The sequence below is a fragment of the Arthrobacter sp. zg-Y1116 genome (genome assembly GCF_024385485.1).
Classification (GTDB): domain Bacteria; phylum Actinomycetota; class Actinomycetes; order Actinomycetales; family Micrococcaceae; genus Arthrobacter_B.
Genome location: NZ_JANFLR010000001.1, coordinates 813,369 through 827,290, shown reverse-complemented (window position 1 = coordinate 827,290; position 13,922 = coordinate 813,369). Strand labels below are relative to the sequence as shown.

Genomic DNA, 13,922 nt, shown 5'->3' with positions numbered 1-13,922 from the left:
TTGGTTCCCTTGCGGGAGGGATCAGGCCGGGGTGGAGGCACCTTGACCGGGTGGTGTTTCTGCCGGGGTGGAACCCGCTGCCGCAGAGGCCGGACGCACGGCCCGCGTCTTGCGGCGCTGCACCAGCGTGGCGGCTGAGACGGCGATCAGCAAAGCTACCCCGTTGAAGACGTTCGTAACCCAGGTCTTGGCGCCCAGGATGACCAGCCCGTTGGCTCCGACGGCAAGCAGGTACACGCCCGTTACAGTGCCCCAGACGTTGAAGTAGCCGGCTCGGATGGCCGTGGCACCCAGGAACGCAGCGGCGTAGGCCGGCAGCAGGAATTCCGGGCCAAGGTCCGGCGTCGCATTTCCAGCGCGGGAAGCCTGCAGCGTTCCGGCAAGTCCGCCGAGCAGTCCGGCGCCGATGAAGGCCGCGGCCAGGTATCTCTTGGTGCGCACCCCGGACAGTTCGGCGGCGTCGCGCCCCAAACCGGTGGCCCGCAGGTATCGGCCGAAGGGAGTGCGTTCCAGGACAAACCAGAGGATGAGGGCCGCGGCGAGGAAATAGAACACAACTACCTGCAGCCCGCCGGGCAGGCGGAGCCCGGTCAGGGCCGAGAACGCATCCGAGGAATGGGTGATCAGCGTGGAATTGGTCAGCAGCAGGTTCAAACCGGCCAGGATGGTGGCCATGCCCAAGGTCGCAATAAAGGCGTTGACGCCGACGACGATGGTCATGAACGCGTTGATGGCGCCGATCAGCATTCCCAGGGCAAGCGTGGCGAGCAGGATCAGCGGCAGCGGCAGGCCGGTACCGGCCAGGACTATTCCGGTGATGGTGCAGATACCGAGGTTGGCACCCACGGAAAGATCGAACTCTCCGGCGGCCAGCGGCAGGATGACGGCCAGTGCCAGGATGCCCGGGACCGCCTGGTCGGCGAGGATTTGCCGGAAGTTGCCGGACGTCGCGAAGGTATCCGGCATAAGCAGCGCGAAGACGGCGATCATCAGTACCAGGAAGACCACGATGCCGTAGTTCTTCATGAGGATGCCGGGGTTGAGGCGGAGGTTCACTGTAGAGGCTCCTTGGTGGGGTGTGCGTAGTAGGTGGGGCGGGGCCTAAGCCGGTGCGCCGGTCTGGCAGGCGAGGGCGATTCCGTCCTCGGTGATTTCCGGCCCGGAGAGCTCGGCGGCGATCCGGCCGCGGTCCAGGACCACCACGCGGTCGGCCAGGCCGACGAAGTCGTCGTAGTCGGTGCTGGCAACCAGGACCGCCACGCCGTCGTCGGCAAGTTCCTTGAGCAGCCGGCTGATCTCCTGCCGGGCCAGTGCGTCAACGCCCTGGGAGGGTTCATCCAGCAGCAGCAGCAACGGCGTGCCGCTCGCTGCGCGTGCGACAACCACTTTCTGCTGGTTGCCGCCGGAGAGGCTGCGCACAGGTGCGGCGAGGGACGCGGTCTTCACCAGGAAGCGGCGGGAGAGGTCCTCCGCGGCGGCCTTCTCCGCAGCGCGGTTTATGACCGGTCCGCGGGTATACCGGCGGAGGCGCCCGAGCGTCAGGTTTTCCCCGACCCCCAGGTCCAGGACGACGCCGTCCCGCCGGCGGTTTTGCGGAACGCAGGCCACCCCTGTCGTGATTGCGGCTGCAGGGGAATCCGGTGCGTACGGCTTGCCGGCCAAGGTCATGGACCCGGCGGAGGGCTGTTGGGCACCGGCGATCAGGCGGACCAGTTCGCTGCGGCCGCAGCCGACCAGGCCCGTAACCCCCACGATCTCGCCGGCGTGCACATCGAGGTCGATGCCGTCCAGCCGGGGTCCGCTGAGTGCACGGGTGCTCAGCAGCACCGGGCCTTCGCGTTCCTCGGCGCTGCGGACGGCGGGGGACTCCAATTCGCGGCCGATGACCAGGGAAACGACCGCGGCAGCGTCACGTTCGCCCAGCGGCTCGTCCGCAACGAGCAGGCCGTCGCGGAGCACGGCGACGTTGTCCGCGATGCGGCGGACCTCCTCGATCCGGTGGCTGACATAGACGGCGGTTCCGCCGTGGCCGCGCAGCATGTCCAACAGGGCCAGCACGCGGTCTGCCTCGTGCGCGGGCAGCGAGGCGGTGGGCTCGTCCAGGATCAGGATGTTGCGGCGGAGCGCGTCGACGTCGGCGGGGGCGCCGTCGTCGACGCTGCCGGAGCGGTGCTGGAAGGCACGGGCGATCCCCACCATGGTGCGGGTGGAGGGGGTGAGGTCACCGACCAGCCTGCCGGGATGTTCGTCGATGCCCAGAAGTTCCAACGTGGCTGCCACGTGGGCGTGTTCCTTCCGGAGCTTCACCGGGGAAAAAGCGGTGCGGGTAAAGAACCCGTCGGAAAGCGCAAAGTTGTCGGCGATGGTCAGCGCGTCCACGAGTCCCAGGTCCTGGTGAAGGAACCGCAGGCCTGCGGCGTGTGCGGCCGCGGGTGTAAGCGGCAGTTGCAGGTCCTTGCCGCGGACCGAAAGGCTTCCGCCCGGATCCGGTGCGTAGACCCCGGCCAGGATCTTGATCAGCGTCGACTTTCCGGAGCCGTTCATGCCCAACAGCGCGGTCACTTTGCCGGTCTGGATGTCGAGGCTGACGCCGTCGAGGGCCCGTTGTCCGGTAAAGGTCTTGCTGATTCCGCGGATGCTCAGGGCTGCGGTGTGCTCCATGGGTACTCCTGAATGTGTGGCAGCGGGAAAGCGGTATACGGCCGGCCCGGATAACCGGGCCGGCCGCGTGGGTTCCGCGGAAACTACCCCGCGTTCTCCCACAGAGCCGTGAAGGCTGACTTCCAGTCGGAGTCACCCGTCCACGGCAGCTCGGGCAGGGTCTCCTGCAGCACCATGCGTTTGGGCATTTCGATGACCTGGTGCCCGCTGGCACCGTTGGCGAAGAGATTGTTCATCTCATGCACGGACAGGTAGCCCGTGTGCTCCATCGGCTTGATGACGTCCGCGAACTGGCTCTTGCCGTCCTTGATCAGGTTCAGGTTGGCGGAGTTGCCGTCGTAGGAAACCATCTTGATCTTCTCGCCGTTGGCACTGCGCTCCACGGTGGCCTGGGTGGAGACGACGGCGGCACCGGTGTGGGTCCAGATGTAGTCGATGTCCGGGTTGGCGGTCAGGGTGGCCTGGATCTGCGGCGGCAGTCCGGACTGCAGCTGGGACATCTGCGTTTCGATGGTCTCGACGATCTCGCAGCCGGAGCAAAGCTCGGGGAGCCACTTCTCGAACGCCTCGGTGCGCGCCGTGATGGACGGGAATGCCGGGTCGGTGGTGAGCAGGATCTTCGCGTCTCCGCCGCTGTCCTGGGCGATGGCAGCAGCCATCATCTTGCCCGAGACCTCCTCATCCGGCACAACCTCGACATCGAAGCGGTCATCGGCAGGGGACATGCTGTTGACCAGGAAAATGCCTGCTTCCCGGGCCTGCTTCAGCGAAGCATCGATCTGGTCACCTACGGCGGCGGTGAAGATGATGCCGTCGGCACCGAGCTGGATCGCCTGGTCGATGGCCTGGCGGGCTTTTTCCGGATTGCCGGCCGGATCGATCATGCGGGTTTCCCAGCCAAGGGATTCAGCCGCTTCCATGGCAGCGTCGGCTCCGCGGGCGCAGGCTTCCGACGAATAGGTGCAGGGAATGACCACGATGCTCTTGTCTTTCGCGATGGCCGCGGACTCCGTCGGTACCTCTTCTTCGAGGGGCTTCTGGAAGTCGGTGAGCATGGTCTCGAGCGCCGCTGTGTCCACGGACGAGGAACCGGTCTCGGCGGCGTCGGACGCAGTGCCGGCATCGTCACCGCAGGCGGCAAGGGACAGGACCAGTGCCGGGACAGCGAGCAGCCCGAGCAGGTGGCGGGGAGAGGTTTTCATAGGGTCCGGAGCCTTTCGGAAATGACACTGGGTGTGATGTAGCTCCCACTGTCACCGGCAGGGCAGGCCCGCTGAAGGCCTGGTCCGGAACAGACAAGCCGATGTCCGGATTCGGCAAGGTTCACATTCCGGAAAAGGCCGGCTTAGTCCGCCTGGCGTGCCGCCGCTGAAACGCGGGCGTCGCGGGGAGTGCAGCCGTACTCCAGGCGGAACGCCCGGGAGAAGTGGGCGGCCGAAACGAATCCGACGGACGCCGCGACTGCTGCGATGGAGGTGGCGGCGTGGGCCGGATCTGCCAGCAGCTCCTGGGCGCGGGTCAGCCGGGTCTCCAGTACATACCGAGCCGGGCTGGTACCTGCCTCGGCGAAGACCCGGGTCAGGTGGCGTTCGCTGATCCCCACCGCACGGGCTATCTGGGCCAGGGACAGGGCCGGCCGGCCCAGATGTGCACCGATGTAACCGCGGGCGGCTGCGAGATAGGCCAGCGAAGGCGCGGCCCCGGGCTCGCCGGTAATGATGGAGAACATTTCCAGCACGCTCCGTTCCAGCTCGTCCGTATCTTCAACCGGATCCCGGAAAGCCCCTAGTACAGCGTTGGCCGTGGTGTTTGCGTGCGTGGCGGCGGGTGACCCGGCGATGCGGAGTACCCGCGGACGGAAGTACTCCTCGCGGGCCGACTGCTCTCGCAGCACCGTGCGGGGTACCTCCACGATGACCTGGCGCATATCCGTGGAAAAGCCGTACATAAAAGGCCGGTTGGCGTCATAAACGACGGCTTCGCCCGCGGCCAGGGTTTCGCAGCCGGCGTCGTGGTAGAAAAACGCCTTCCCCTCGAGCAGCAGGCAGAGCATTACGGCGTCGACCGGGTTCCTGCGGATATTCTCCGGCGCGCGTTCAATCACATGGTCATTCCCAATGATGTGCGTCAGCCGGATCCGGGGCAGCGCAAGGTTGTTCTGGGTGGCCAGGAGGCTGCGTTCCGAGAGGGTGCTGCAGCGCAGCCCGAACAGCGCCTGCTCGTTGTACTCCTCCCACAAATCCAGCCGTTGGCGCAGCGGCGCCTGTGCGGTGGAAAACCGGCTGGTCCGGCGGGCTCCTTCAAGGGGGTCGAGAGGTGCGGAATCGTTCATCGGAACGGGAATCGGCACGGCCGGAGCCTCCAATCGGGCATCTTTGTCACGAATCAGGAGCAATGCACCCAAGGGTACGTGGATGTGGTGCACGTCACTATACGGAAGTATGCGGTGGAGATGGCGCACCTGGTGCCTGCTGTGTCGCCCCCGGGTTCCCGGGGCAAGCACTCAATGCAATAGTGTGGCCGTATCGTAAGCATGCTGATTACAGGAGGCTTCCATGAGTGAGCGGCTCGTAGCGGATCTGATTGTCGAACGCCTGAAGGCCTGGAATGTGGACCGGGTGTTCGGCTACAGCGGAGACGGCATCAACACGGTCCTGGGTGCGATGCGCCGCAGCGGCGACCCCGAGTTCATCCAGGTCCGGCACGAGGAAAATGCGGCCTTCATGGCGGTGGGGCATGCAAAGTACACCGGCGGGGTAGGGGTGATGATGTCCACCCAGGGGCCCGGTGCCATCCATCTGCTCAACGGCCTGTATGACGCCCGGCTGGACGGGGCACCCGTGGTGGCCATCGTCGGGCAGCAGTCCCGCAGCGTGCTGGGGTCCTCCTACATGCAGGAAGTGGACCTGATGAACCTGACGCGGGATGTTGCCTCGGCGTTCCGCCAGCAGATCAATTCCCCCGAGCAGGTCCCGCTGGTGCTGGACCGCGCGTTCAAGAAGGCGATGGCCACCGGCACGCCCGCCGTCGTCATCATCCCGCATGACGTGCAGCAGGCCCCGGCCCCGGAACTGGAACAGGAGCACGGCATCCTCAACACCGTTCCGGTGTTCAGCCCCGCGCGGACCTCGCCGGACCCGGCGGACATCCGGGCCGCCGCGGACCTGATCAATTCCGGCGAGCGGGTGGCCCTGCTCGTGGGGCAGGGCGCACGGGACGCCCGCGCCCAGGTAGCCGCCCTGGCCGAGAAGATCGGTGCGGGCATCACCACCAGCCTGCTCGGCAAGCCGTACGTGGATGAAACCCTGCCGCTGGCCGCCGGAACCATGGGACACCTTGGCACCAGTTCCGCCGGCTACGTGATGGACAACTGCGACACCCTGCTGATCATCGGGTCCAGCGACCCATGGACCGAGTTCTACCCGAAGCCGGGGACGGCGCGCGGGGTGCAGATTGACCGGGACGCTTCCGCGATCGGGAACCGTTACCCGGTGGAGGTCGGCATCACCGGAGACACCGTAGCCAGCCTGGACGCCCTGATCCCGTTGCTGGAAGCTAAACCGGAGGCTCCATGGCGGCGGCAGGTGGAGGAAAGCGTGCGCCGCTGGCACGAACTGGCCCGGGTGCGGGCCATGACGCCCGCCGATCCGGTGAACCCCGAACGCGTGGTCTACGAGCTGAACCGGCGCCTGCCGGACAACGCGCAGGTGGCGGTCGACGTCGGCAGCTCCGTGTACTGGTACGCGCGGCAGCTGCACCTTCCGGAGGGCGTCCCGGCGCACCTGTCCAGCACGCTGGCCAGCATGGGCTGCGCCGTGCCGTACGGACTGGCCGCGAAGCTGGCGTATCCGGACCGGCCGGTGGTGGCGCTCTCCGGGGACGGTGCCATGCAGATGGCCGGGGTGACCGAACTGATCACCCTGAGCCGGCTCTGGCAGAAGTGGGAGGATCCGCGGTTCGTTCTCTGCGTGCTGAACAACCGCGAGCTGGCCGAGGTCACCTGGGAGCAGCGCGAAATGGAGGGCGATCCGCGGTTCGAGGACAGCCAGTCGCTGCCGGACTTCAAGTACGCCGAGTACGCCAAGCTGCTGGGACTGGAAAGCATCCGGGTGGAGGATCCGGAGCTCCTGGGTGAGGCCTGGGATGTGGCGCTCGCGGCCACCCGGCCGTTCCTGATCGAAGTGGTCACCGATCCCGCGGTGCCGCTGCTTCCGCCCTTCCCCAGCGGTGCGGCCCAGGCCGAAACCATGAAGGACGGCCTGGCGCAGGAAGGCGCCGCGGGCGAGCATTCACGCCGGCTGCTGGACATCTACCTCGAGCAGGAAGAGGGCCTGTACCGGGACCTCTGAGCCGGCCGGGGCCGGAAACAACCCGGCATACCGGAACGGGCGCACCCGCGGTGGGTGCGCCCGTTCCTCCTTTCGGTGCCCGTCCTACGTGCGGGTCGGCGCGCCGAGCTCCACGGGTTCTTCATCATTCAGGTACGCGGATTCGGAGTGCGCCATGAGGTCGATGCCCTTGAGTTCACTCTCTTCGGGGATGCGCAGGCCGATGGTCAGCTGCAGCACCTTGGCAATCAGCCAGGTCACCACGAAGGAGTAGACCAGTACGGCTCCGCAGGCGACTGCCTGGCTGCCGAGCAGGGAGAAGCCGCCGCCGTAGAAGAGGCCGCTGACCCCGTTGGGTGCAGCCTCGGTGGCGAACAGGCCAATCAGGAGGGTGCCCAGCAGGCCGCCGACGGCGTGTACCGCCACCACGTCCAGCGAGTCATCGAAGCCAAGGCGGAACTTCAATTCGATGGCCAGGGAGCAGACCAGCCCGGCGATCGCACCGATGGCGACGGCGCCCAGGGGGCTTACCGCCCCGCAGGCCGGAGTAATGGCCACCAGGGCGGCGATCAGGCCCGACGCCGCACCAAGGCTCGAGGAGCGTCCCAGCCGCAGGCGTTCCATCAGCATCCAGCCGAGCATGCCCGCAGCTGCCGCGACTGCCGTGTTGAGGAAGACGACGGCTGCTGAGTGCCCGGCGCTGAGGGCGGACCCGGCGTTGAAGCCGTACCACCCGATCCAGAGCAGGCTTGCTCCCAGCAGGATCAGCGGCCTGCTGTGCGGCTGGCCGTGCGAGTGCGGCCAGCCTTTGCTGCGGCCCAGGACCAGTGCCAGGGCCAGGGCGGCAACGCCGGCGTTCAGGTGCACCGCGGTGCCGCCGGCGAAGTCGATGGCGCCCAGCTGGTTGGCGATCCAGCCGCCGACGACGGTGCCTTCCGCGTTGTCGAAGGCGAACACCCAGTGTGCCACCGGGAAGTAGACCAGCGTGGCCCAGAGTCCGGCGAAGACCATCCAGGCGCCGAACTTCATCCGTCCGGCCGCGGACCCGGCAACCAGGGCGGTGGTTACGCACGCGAACATCAGCTGGAAGGCAGCGAACAGGGCCACCGGGATGGCCGCGGCCGGATCTTCAGTAAGGAGTGCGGAGAGGCCGAGGTATTCCATCGGGTCGCCCAGCAGGCCCATGCCGCCCAGCGAGTCGCCGAACGCTGCGGAGTAGCCGTAAAGCACCCAAAGGACGGCCACGAGGCTGGCCCCGCCAAAGCACATCATCATCATGTTCAGGATCCGCCGTGAGCCCACCATGCCGCCGTAGAAGAAGGCGATCCCGGGGATCATCAGGCAGACCAATGCGGAACTGGCCAGCAGCCAGGCTGTGTTTCCAGAGTCCATGGAGGTACTCCCGTTCGGGTTGTGCGCCCGTTCCTGCCTCTGCCGATGCAGCCGGGCGGAGAATATGGACGGGCCAGCCCCCCGCGGCTGACCGGCACCCCGGTACCGGCGGCGCTGGTTTAAGCATGGGGCCGGTATGTTACGGCCGGGAGCGCCTGCAGGTTAGCGCTGCGTTAACGCGGTCTGGATGTCTGCTGGGAGGTTTCTGGACGTGCACGGCGGGTTGCGGGCGCGGCTGGCGGACTAAGCGGTGCGTGGCATGCCGCGGCCGAAGGCGAAGGCACGGACAATCTGGAGTGCACCCAGGACCACAAGGAAGATCCCGCCGTAAATCACCAGGACCGCGAGGGTTTCCAGGGGGAGGAAGAGCACCACTATCCCGGCGAGGATGCTCAGGATCCCCAGCACAATGGCGAACCAGCGGGACCCGCCGCGGTCCGATTCGGCCAGGGCCATCACGCCCTCCACGATCCACGCAATCCCGATGATCAGCGCCAGCGCCGTCAGGGTTTCGGCGGGGTTCCGCATGGCAATGACGCCCACCACCAGGAGCGCCAGGCCCACCAGGATATTGAGGATTTTCAATCCCGCACCCAGCCCGGTGAAGATGCCCAGCAGGATGCGGACGGCACCGGCAATGATGAAATACAAGCCGAAGAGGGCCGCCAGCACCTCAAGCGTCGCTCCGGGCCAGAAGAGGATAAGCAGCCCAAGGACCACGGAAACCACCCCGGTGATGGCCAGTCCGAGGCGGATGCCGCGGACGACGGATTTGGCCAGGTTCATGGCGTCCAACGCAAACCCGCCCTCTTGCTGGAACTCGCTGCCTGATGCGGACATCCTCAAGACCTCCAAAGATATTCCCCCATCGGCCCGGCTGGCCGGTCTCCCCAGTATCCGGTGCCAACGCCCCGCTTCTCTAGGGAACAGCCGCGGAACCAGCCGTCTGGACCCGGATCGTCGCTGCGGCCCGCCTGTGCCGGAGGGTTGGGTGCGCCCGTCAGGGGCCCAGCAGGTCCCGGACCTCGGCGTCGGTGGTCTGGCCGAACCGGCGGTACGCCAGTCCCACGGCGTCCAATCCGCTGTGCGGCCAGGGCACCACGACGTCGTCGGCCGGCGGGCTGAGCAGCTCCGCCGCACTGCCGCACGCTACCGGCGCAGCGGCGACCAGGCGGGCCGGGTCCTGCTGCCGGACGGCGCCAAGGGCGGCACGCATGGTCGCTCCGGTGGCCAACCCGTCATCCACCGCAATGACCGTGCAGCCGGCAATGCGCCGTTCCGGTGATCCTTGGCGGAACAGGTCCTCCCGGCTCCGGACCTCGCCGAGCTGCTGCTCGACGGCGGCCGCGAACAGGGCCTCCGCGTCCTGCGTGCGGCTGCGCCAATACCGGAGCACGTCCTCGTTGCGGACAATGCAGACCGTTCCAGCGATGCCGGCGACTGCGCCGGCCGCCAGTTCGGGCTGTTCCGGATAGCCGATCTTCCGCACCACCACCACATCCAGCGGGGCGGACAGTGTGCGGGCCACCTCGGCTGCCACGGGAACCCCGCCGCGGGGGAGGCCCAGGACCAGCAGGTCCGGTGCACCCGCGTAGGGGAACAGCCCGACGGCGAGCGCGCGGCCGGCGTCGGCGCGGTCCTGCCAGCGCGGGGAGGGGGCGGAGTTCGAGAAAAACATGGGATGGGCGGATCCGGTGGGACGGAAAATCGGGTTCGGGTGCTCCTCCCAAGCTAGGGACCGCCGCAGGCACCGGCAAGGGGTCCACCCAACCCGCTGCGTTGCCAAACCGGGGCCGGCATAGAAAGGTGTCCTTATGACGCAGACAGCAGTTGTTACAGGAGCCACTTCCGGAATCGGCGCGGAGTTCGCCCGCCAGCTGGCGCAGCGAGGCTATGACCTGGTGCTCACCGGCCGGAACACCGAGCGGCTGGAATCCACCGCGGCGGAACTGGCCCGGGACTACTCCGTGAAGACCGAGTGGATCGCGGCCGATCTCGCCACCTCCGAGGGAGTGGACGCCGTCGCCGACCGTGTGCAGAAGCCCGACGTCGGACTGCTGGTCAATAACGCCGGATACGGTCTGAAAAACGACTTTGCCCGGAACGAACTGCAGGCCGAAATCGACCACCTGAATGTGCTGGTGGGTGCGCCGCTGCAGCTGAGCCACGCCGCACTGAACGCGATGCAGTCCAACGGCGGCGGCCGGATCATCAATGTGGCCTCCGTAGCCGGCTTCATCCCGCGGGGAACCTACAGTGCCGCCAAGGCATGGGTCATCAACTTCAGCCGCTGGGCCAACCTCTATTACCGGGGCCGCGGCATCACCGTGACCGCCGTATGCCCGGGGTTTGTGCACACGGAATTCCATGCGCGCATGGAAATGGACAAGAGCGTTTACCCCAAGTGGATGTGGCTCAGTGCGGACCGCGTGGTGCGTGAAGCCCTGGCCGACGCCTTTGCGGGCAAGGGCATTTCCATTCCGTCCAAGCGGTACCGGGTGCTGGCCACGGTGGGCAGCCGGGCACCGCAGGCGCTGGTGGCCCGGCTGGCGGGCCGGGGGCGGTAGGGGGCCGCCGACGTCGGGCGTCACGGAAGCTGGCGGAGCCGTGGCAGCGGGCCTAGGGTTGCCCTGCACCGCCTGCCCTCTCCGGGGCCGACGACGAAACCGGTGAAAGCGAGTTCCATGAGCACCCCCACGGTCTATGCCCTGCATGAGAATCCCGAATGGTTCCCTCCCTTTGCCCGCGCCTTCGAGGCCGAAGGCGTGCACGTGGAGGAATGGCTGCTGACGGACGGCGTCCTGGACCTGGACTCGGTGCCGCCGGAGGGGATTTTCTGGTCCCGGATCAGCGCCTCCTCGCACACCAGGGACCATGGCCTGTCCAAGGACTACGCCCGGGCGGTGCTGTCCTGGCTGGAAGCGCACGGACGGCGCACGGTCAACGGCCGCCGGGTGCTGGAACTGGAAATGAGCAAGGTGGACCAGCTGACCGCGCTGCGCGCCGCGGGCATCGACACCCCGCGTACCGTGGCCGCCGTCGGGCGCCACCAGATCCTGGCCGCGGCCAAGGAATTCCCCGCACCGTTCATCACCAAGCACAACCAGGGCGGCAAGGGGCTCGGGGTGCGGAAGTTCGAATCCCACGGGGAACTGGCGGACTACGTGGCGTCGGCGGACTTCGAGGAGCCTGCGGACGGCATCACCCTGATCCAGGAATACATTGTTGCGGCCGAGCCCTTCATTACCCGGGCGGAGATTGTGGGCGGGGAATTCGTCTACGCCATCAAGGCGGACACGGCCCGCGGCGGGTTCCAGCTCTGCCCGGCGGATGCCTGCGCCATCGACCCGTCCACCGGCAAGCCGATCATGCCGCCGGGCGCCACCATTGCACCGGATGCGGACACCCAGCTGTTCAGCCTGCGGGAAGATTTCGACCATCCGGTGATCGGGAAGTACCTCGAGTTCGCCCGCCGGAACCGGCTGGAGGTCTGCGGCATAGAGTTCATCGAGGCCGCCGACGGCCGCCTGCTGACCTATGACGTAAACACGAACACCAATTACAACGCCGCCGTCGAAGCCGTGGCACCGCGGTCCGCACCCCGGGCCCTGGCCCGGTACCTGGCGTCCCTGGCGCCGGCCGCGGAATAGCGTGGTGCGGCTCAAGTTTTTTATCCACAGGGCTGCGGCCTCGATATAGTCGTGGTATCGCCCAACCTGAAGGAGACCTCCATGTCCGCTGCCCTGGAACCGCATTGGGTCAAGAACTACCAGCCCGGCGTTCCCGCGCAGATTGAGCTGCCCACCGAATCCCTTACCGCCATGATGGAAGACGCCGTGGAGCGGTTCGGCAGCAAGGTGGCCCTGGAATTCTTCGGCGCCGAAACCACGTATCGGGACCTGGGGGACCGGATCAACCGGGCCGCCGAAGGCCTGCGCAAGCTGGGGGTGCGGAAGGGCCACCGGGTGGCAATCATCCTGCCCAACTGCCCGCAGTACCTCATCGCTTTCTACGCCGTGCTCCGGCTGGGCGCCGTCGTCGTCGGCCACAACCCGCTCTACACCGAGCGCGAGCTGCGCCACCAGTTCGAGAACCACGGCGCCAAGGTGGCCATCGTCTGGGACAAGGCAGTGGAGAAGGTACAGGAATTCCCCGGTGACGTAGCCGTGGAAACCATCGTGGCCGTGAACATCACCAAGGCGATGCCCCGGATCAAGCGGATGGCCCTGGCTCTTCCGGTCCCCTCCCTGCGGCGCACCCGTGCGGGCCTGACCGCCAAGACCGAGCGCACCATGTCCTGGGAGGAACTGCTCGACAACGCTCCGCTGTCCGCGGACCACCCCCGCCCGGTTGTTTCCGATCTGGCGGCCCTGCAGTACACCTCGGGCACCACCGGTATCCCCAAGGGCGTCATGCTCACGCATTACAACCTGCGGTCCAACGCCCTGCAGGGCAAGGCCTGGATGCACGGTGCGCAGGAGGGCAAGGAAGTCATTTACGGCGTGCTGCCCATGTTCCACGCCTTCGGCCTCACCCTGTACCTGACCTTCTCCGTCCTCACCGGGTCGAGGCTCGTATTGTTCCCCAAGTTCGATGTGGACCTGGTCCTGACCGCCGCGAAGAAATCCAAGCCCACCGTCTTCTGCGCCGTCCCGCCGATCTACGAAAAGACCGCGCACGAGTCCAAGAAGCGCGGCGTGGACCTGTCCACCATCCGCTACGCCATTTCCGGGGCCATGACCCTGCCGGCAGCCACGGTGAAGCTCTGGGAAGAGGTCTCCGGCGGCCTGCTGGTGGAGGGCTACGGCCTCACCGAATCCTCTCCCGTGGCCCTGGGCAACCCGTTTGCCGAGTCGCGCCGCAACGGCACCATCGGTGTTCCCTTCCCCAGCACCGAGATGCGCGTGGTGGACCCGGAGAACCCCGTGAACGACGTCGAACCCGGTGCCGCCGGTGAGCTCCTGGTCCGCGGGCCGCAGGTCTTCGCCGGCTACTGGAACAACCCCGAGGACACCGCCGAGGTGCTGCTCGACGGCGGCTGGCTGCGCACCGGCGACATTGTCACCGTGGACGAAGACGGCTTCGTGAAGGTGGTGGACCGCCGCAAGGAACTCATCATCACCGGCGGCTTCAACGTCTCGCCGTCGGAGGTCGAGGACGTGCTGCGCACCCACCAGTACATCCTCGATGCCGCCGTGGTGGGCCTGCCCCGGGCCGACGGCGGCGAGCAGGTGGTGGCCGCCGTCGTCCTGCAGGAGGGCGCCGAGCTTGATGAAGCCGCCCTGCGCGCCTACTGCCGCGAGCGGCTGACCCCCTACAAGGTGCCGCGGAAGATCGTGGTTATCGAGGACCTGCCCAAGTCCATGCTGGGTAAGGTGCTGCGCCGCCAGGTGCGGGACGCCCTGCTGCAGGACGCGTAGTCCCCTCCTCGCAGCAAGTACCTATTGACGGGTCCGGAGGCGGGGGGCTGGAATTGTAAGTGGGCTTGGTATGTATGCCAGGTTCCTCACCAGTCAACCAGCCGGCCCGGAGCCGCAGGCG

At 67.2% G+C, this 13,922-nt stretch carries 11 protein-coding genes; 4 read left to right on the top strand and 7 right to left on the bottom strand.

Annotated elements, in window-relative coordinates; all coding sequences use genetic code 11:
• Nucleotides 1–21 precede the first annotated feature (21 nt).
• The 4 genes from NNX34_RS03825 to NNX34_RS03810 form a co-directional block, all read right to left on the bottom strand.
• Nucleotides 22–1,056, bottom strand: coding sequence for an ABC transporter permease (locus NNX34_RS03825; protein ID WP_255765195.1), 1,035 nt, complete (start codon nt 1,054–1,056; stop codon nt 22–24).
• Between the two features lie 45 nt (nt 1,057–1,101).
• Nucleotides 1,102–2,661 carry a sugar ABC transporter ATP-binding protein gene (locus NNX34_RS03820; protein ID WP_255765194.1) on the bottom strand — a complete coding sequence of 520 codons (1,560 nt, stop codon included), beginning with the start codon at nt 2,659–2,661 and terminating at the stop codon, nt 1,102–1,104.
• Between the two features lie 83 nt (nt 2,662–2,744).
• On the bottom strand, nt 2,745–3,863 hold the full coding sequence (locus tag NNX34_RS03815) for a sugar ABC transporter substrate-binding protein (RefSeq protein WP_255765193.1): 1,119 nt from the start codon (nt 3,861–3,863) through the stop codon (nt 2,745–2,747).
• A 143-nt stretch (nt 3,864–4,006) separates the two neighbouring features.
• Complete coding sequence (locus NNX34_RS03810) at nt 4,007–5,011, bottom strand: helix-turn-helix domain-containing protein (RefSeq protein ID WP_255765192.1); 1,005 nt, start codon at nt 5,009–5,011, stop codon at nt 4,007–4,009.
• A 205-nt stretch (nt 5,012–5,216) separates the two neighbouring features.
• Between NNX34_RS03810 and NNX34_RS03805 the strand changes: the two genes are divergently transcribed.
• Nucleotides 5,217–7,010, top strand: a complete 1,794-nt coding sequence (locus tag NNX34_RS03805) for a thiamine pyrophosphate-requiring protein (RefSeq protein WP_255765191.1) — start codon at nt 5,217–5,219, stop codon at nt 7,008–7,010.
• Between the two features lie 84 nt (nt 7,011–7,094).
• On the opposite strand, the gene NNX34_RS03800 is transcribed toward NNX34_RS03805, so the two are convergent.
• The 3 genes from NNX34_RS03800 to NNX34_RS03790 all read right to left on the bottom strand — a co-directional run bounded on the left by NNX34_RS03800 (nt 7,095) and on the right by NNX34_RS03790 (nt 10,059).
• Nucleotides 7,095–8,381: an ammonium transporter gene (locus tag NNX34_RS03800; protein WP_255765190.1), complete on the bottom strand. Its 1,287-nt coding sequence runs from the start codon at nt 8,379–8,381 to the stop codon at nt 7,095–7,097.
• A gap of 243 nt (nt 8,382–8,624) precedes the next feature.
• The gene (locus tag NNX34_RS03795; protein WP_255765189.1) at nt 8,625–9,221 is read right to left on the bottom strand and encodes an HdeD family acid-resistance protein; all 597 of its coding nucleotides are present in this window, start codon (nt 9,219–9,221) and stop codon (nt 8,625–8,627) included.
• A gap of 160 nt (nt 9,222–9,381) precedes the next feature.
• Nucleotides 9,382–10,059, bottom strand: a complete 678-nt coding sequence (locus tag NNX34_RS03790) for a phosphoribosyltransferase (RefSeq protein ID WP_255765188.1) — start codon at nt 10,057–10,059, stop codon at nt 9,382–9,384.
• Nucleotides 10,060–10,195: 136 nt separating this feature from the next.
• Between NNX34_RS03790 and NNX34_RS03785 the strand changes: the two genes are divergently transcribed.
• The 3 genes from NNX34_RS03785 to NNX34_RS03775 all read left to right on the top strand — a co-directional run bounded on the left by NNX34_RS03785 (nt 10,196) and on the right by NNX34_RS03775 (nt 13,801).
• Nucleotides 10,196–10,948, top strand: coding sequence for an SDR family oxidoreductase (locus NNX34_RS03785; protein ID WP_255765187.1), 753 nt, complete (start codon nt 10,196–10,198; stop codon nt 10,946–10,948).
• A gap of 117 nt (nt 10,949–11,065) precedes the next feature.
• Nucleotides 11,066–12,031: a RimK family alpha-L-glutamate ligase gene (locus NNX34_RS03780; RefSeq protein ID WP_255765186.1), complete on the top strand. Its 966-nt coding sequence runs from the start codon at nt 11,066–11,068 to the stop codon at nt 12,029–12,031.
• 81 nt (nt 12,032–12,112) lie between these two features.
• The gene (locus NNX34_RS03775) at nt 12,113–13,801 is read left to right on the top strand and encodes a long-chain-fatty-acid--CoA ligase (RefSeq protein WP_255765185.1); all 1,689 of its coding nucleotides are present in this window, start codon (nt 12,113–12,115) and stop codon (nt 13,799–13,801) included.
• Nucleotides 13,802–13,922 lie beyond the last annotated feature (121 nt).

Coding starts and splice junctions, on each gene's coding strand:
- NNX34_RS03820 (WP_255765194.1), bottom strand. CDS start 2,661: ATGGAGCACACCGCAGCCCTGAGCATCCGCGGAATCAGCAAGACCTTT.
- NNX34_RS03815 (WP_255765193.1), bottom strand. CDS start 3,863: ATGAAAACCTCTCCCCGCCACCTGCTCGGGCTGCTCGCTGTCCCGGCA.
- NNX34_RS03805 (WP_255765191.1), top strand. CDS start 5,217: ATGAGTGAGCGGCTCGTAGCGGATCTGATTGTCGAACGCCTGAAGGCC.
- NNX34_RS03800 (WP_255765190.1), bottom strand. CDS start 8,381: ATGGACTCTGGAAACACAGCCTGGCTGCTGGCCAGTTCCGCATTGGTC.
- NNX34_RS03795 (WP_255765189.1), bottom strand. CDS start 9,221: ATGTCCGCATCAGGCAGCGAGTTCCAGCAAGAGGGCGGGTTTGCGTTG.
- NNX34_RS03790 (WP_255765188.1), bottom strand. CDS start 10,059: ATGTTTTTCTCGAACTCCGCCCCCTCCCCGCGCTGGCAGGACCGCGCC.
- NNX34_RS03785 (WP_255765187.1), top strand. CDS start 10,196: ATGACGCAGACAGCAGTTGTTACAGGAGCCACTTCCGGAATCGGCGCG.
- NNX34_RS03780 (WP_255765186.1), top strand. CDS start 11,066: ATGAGCACCCCCACGGTCTATGCCCTGCATGAGAATCCCGAATGGTTC.
- NNX34_RS03775 (WP_255765185.1), top strand. CDS start 12,113: ATGTCCGCTGCCCTGGAACCGCATTGGGTCAAGAACTACCAGCCCGGC.